This is a genomic window from Nocardia sp. NPDC005978, assembly GCF_040614455.1.
GTDB lineage: Bacteria > Actinomycetota > Actinomycetes > Mycobacteriales > Mycobacteriaceae > Nocardia.
In genome coordinates this window covers 1-3,363 of record NZ_JBEXUS010000225.1, presented here as the reverse complement: position 1 = coordinate 3,363, position 3,363 = coordinate 1, and the positions used below count along the sequence as shown (strand labels likewise).

Sequence of the window (3,363 nt, the reverse complement as noted above, 5' to 3'; positions counted from 1 at the left end):
CACGGGTGCGCGGCCCTTTTGTTTGCCATTTGTTTGCGGAATTGACATTGCTGATCGGCAACGTTGCCCGTTCCACCCGAATTATCCCTTTAGACTCCCCCGCATGCCCACGCGCTCCCGGACCCCCGCCCGGCGCCGCTGGCGCAAATTCTTCGCCACCTCGGTCATTGTCGCCACCCTCGCCGTAGCCGGAACCGCGCTGTGGCTCAATAGACAGGAACCCGACCGGGAGACCCCCGCCGCACCCGATCCCACCGGCACGGCCCTGCCCGACGCGCAGCGGGCCCGCGCGGATCTGGACGGGCTCAGCGTCGCCTGGAATCGCAATTGGGAATCCTATGAACGCAATGCCTTCGGCCCCGGCTGGTCCGGGCGCGGCGGCGAGGCGGCGCTCGCGAACGGATGCACGGCCCGCGACGCGGTCCTCAAACGCGACCTCGCGGATGTGCGCCTGGCGGAAAGCAATTCGTGTCTCGTACTGACCGGGACGCTCAACGATCCGTACACCGGCGAACGCCTGCAATACGACCGTTTCAAAGCCTCCAGCATCGAAATCGATCACGTGGTCGCCCTGGGTGACGCCTGGCGTTCGGGCGCCTCGGAATGGGATCGGGAACAGCGCGAGAATTTCGCCAACGACGTCGGCAATCTGCTGGCCGTGCAGAAGCAGGCCAATCAGGACAAAGGCTCGAAGACGCCGGATCAATGGCAGCCGCGGTACGAATACCGGTGCGAATACGCCCGCCGCTGGGTGGCGGTGAAATCTCGCTGGAATCTGAGCGTGCAGCCCACCGAGAAGAGCGCGCTGTTCGAGATGCTGGCCACCTGCTCGCCTCCCACAAATCGGTAACCATCGGTAAGCTGACTCGCCATGGGCACTCCAGAGAGCGATGGCACCCAGATCGAGGTCGTGCGCGTGTTCACCGATGCGGCGGGCCGGTTCGGCAATCCGCTCGGCATCGCGCGCGCGGGCGATGTCGCCGGGGCCGATCATCAGGCGCTGGCGGCGCGGGCGGGGTACAGCGAGACCGTGGTGGTCGAGGATCCGGTCGAACACCGGGCCAGATTGCGCATCTACACCCCCGCGGTCGAACTGCCCTTCGCCGGGCATCCGACCGTGGGCACCGCGTGGTGGCTGGCCATGCTCGGCCACCCGGTGACCGTGATCGACGTCCCCGCCGGACCGGTGGACGTGGTGGCCAATGACGGGCTCACCTGGATCCGGGCCCGCTCGGAATGGACGCCCAAGTTCACATTCCACGAATTCGACGATGCCCAGCTGCTCGAGACCCTGGATCCGGGTGATTTCACCGAGGGCGCGCACTACGCGTGGATGTGGGCCGACGAGACCCACAGCCGGGTCCGGGCGCGCATGTTCGCCCCCGCCCTCGGCGTCCCCGAAGACGAGGCCACCGGTGCGGCCGCGATCGCGCTGACCGCGAAACTGCAACGCGGCCTCCGCATTACACAGGGCCAGGGCTCGCACCTGTTCACCGAATGGGACTCCGACGGCTGGGCGCGACTCGGCGGGCGCGTGGTCGCGGACCATCCGGTCCTGATCTGATCGACATCGTCTGAAAACCTTCCGCGGGGTCGGTATCGGCCCTGGAAAATCGGTTGCCGAACCCGTCGGTGGTCGATGAGATTGTGGATCGCGAGCCGCACCGGATGACGGCCGCGTCCACCATCGGGAAGGAAGCACCGCCGTGTCCACCACCGTCGAGCCCCCGGGCACGCGCGCACCGCGTCGCGCCGGCAGCCGCGAATGGGTCGGCCTGAGCGTGCTCACCCTGGCGTGTCTGGTGTACGCGATGGACCTGACGGTGCTGCATCTGGCGGTGCCGCAGATCAGCGCCCAACTCCAGCCCACCGGACAGCAATTGCTGTGGATCATCGACGTGTACGGCTTCATGGTGGCCGGCCTGCTGATCACCATGGGCACGCTCGGGGACCGGATCGGACGGCGACGACTCCTGCTCATCGGCGCGGCGGCCTTCGGCGCGGTCTCGGTGCTCGCGGCGTTCGCCCCGACGGCCGAAACGCTGATCCTGTGCCGCGCGCTGCTCGGCATCGCGGGCGCCACCGTCGCGCCGTCCACACTGTCGTTGATATTCAACATGTTCGAGGACCCGCGCCAGCGCTCGCTCGCGGTCGGCACCTGGGTCAGCGCCTTCTCCGCGGGCGGCATCGTCGGCCCGATGCTCGGCGGCCTGCTGCTCGAGCACTACTGGTGGGGCTCGGTCTTCCTGCTCGCGGTGCCGGTCATGGTACTGCTGCTGGTGCTCGGACCCCGGGTGCTGCCCGAATTCCGCGATCCCGAGCCGGGCAGGCTCGACCCGGTGAGCGCCGCCCTGAGCGTGCTGACCATGATCGCGCTGGTCTTCGCGATGAAGAAGTTCGCGCAGGACGGCCCGGGCGTGCTGCCGCTGCTGGCCCTGGTGATCGGCTTACCGGCGGGCGCGCTGTTCGTACGACGCCAGCTGACGCGACCGGACCCCATGCTCGATCTCCGGTTGTTCGGCACCGCGCTGTTCCGCACGGCCCTGGCCATCAACGTGATCGCGATCTTCGTGGCCTTCGGGTACTTCCTGTTCGTCGCGCAGTATTTCCAGCTGGTCCTGGGCCTGTCGCCGTTGCACGCGGGCCTGGCCATGGCCCCGTCCAGCGTCGGTTTCATCATCGGGTCCCAGGCCGCGCCGCGCCTCGTGCGGGTGGTGCGCCCGGCCTACCTGATCGGCGGCGGCATGAGCCTGGCCGCACTCGGCCTGGCGCTGATGACGCTGCTGAGCGTGTCCGGTAGCCCGGTCCCGGCTGTGCTGGCCGCGCTGCTCATCGCGCTGGGGCTGGCCCCGGTCTTCGGCATCACCACCGAGCTGATCGTGGGTTCCGCGCCCCCGGAGAAGGCGGGCGCGGCATCGGGGGTCTCCGAGACCGGCGCGGAACTCGGTGGGGCGCTGGGCATCTCGATCCTGGGCAGTCTCAGCATCGCGATCTATCGCGGCGATCTGGCGCAGACCCTGCCACCCGGGGTACCCGACGCGGACCTCGTGCGCGACACCCTGGGCTCGGCGGTAGGGGTGGCGACGACGCTACCCGAGCCGCTGGGTACGGCCGTGCTGGCCGCGGCGCGGGACGCCTTCATGGACGGGGTGCACCTGATCACCGGGATCACCGCCGTGCTGTCGCTGGCGCTGGCGGCGATGGCGCTGGTGCGCCTGCGGCAGGTACCCGCCGGGGAGCTGTCCGCTGCGCACGACTAGCGACCCGGTCCAGGCGCGAAACCGGCCCGCGCTGTCGAACACCGGACAGGTCCCGTGCACGCGCGGGCAGATCGGTAGAGCGTCGGGGGGGGGAAGAGTGTGG

At 69.0% G+C, this 3,363-nt stretch carries 3 protein-coding genes; all 3 read left to right on the top strand.

What is annotated here, in order from left to right; genetic code table 11:
• Positions 1–103: 103 nt before the first annotated feature.
• The 3 genes from ABZ319_RS40255 (at position 104) to ABZ319_RS40245 (ending at position 3,260) form a co-directional block, all read left to right on the top strand.
• Entirely contained in the window at positions 104–850 is a 747-nt protein-coding gene (locus ABZ319_RS40255) for an HNH endonuclease family protein (RefSeq protein ID WP_354991856.1), read from the top strand.
• A 21-nt stretch (positions 851–871) separates the two neighbouring features.
• Positions 872–1,564, top strand: coding sequence for a PhzF family phenazine biosynthesis protein (locus tag ABZ319_RS40250; RefSeq protein WP_354991855.1), 693 nt, complete (start codon positions 872–874; stop codon positions 1,562–1,564).
• Between the two features lie 142 nt (positions 1,565–1,706).
• Complete coding sequence (locus ABZ319_RS40245) at positions 1,707–3,260, top strand: MFS transporter (protein WP_354991854.1); 1,554 nt, start codon at positions 1,707–1,709, stop codon at positions 3,258–3,260.
• The last annotated feature ends 103 nt before the right edge of the window (positions 3,261–3,363 follow it).

Bases quoted from the DNA above. Each gene is read 5' to 3' on its own strand.
- ABZ319_RS40250 (WP_354991855.1), top strand. From the start codon at position 872: ATGGGCACTCCAGAGAGCGATGGCACCCAGATCGAGGTCGTGCGCGTG.
- ABZ319_RS40255 (WP_354991856.1), top strand. From the start codon at position 104: ATGCCCACGCGCTCCCGGACCCCCGCCCGGCGCCGCTGGCGCAAATTC.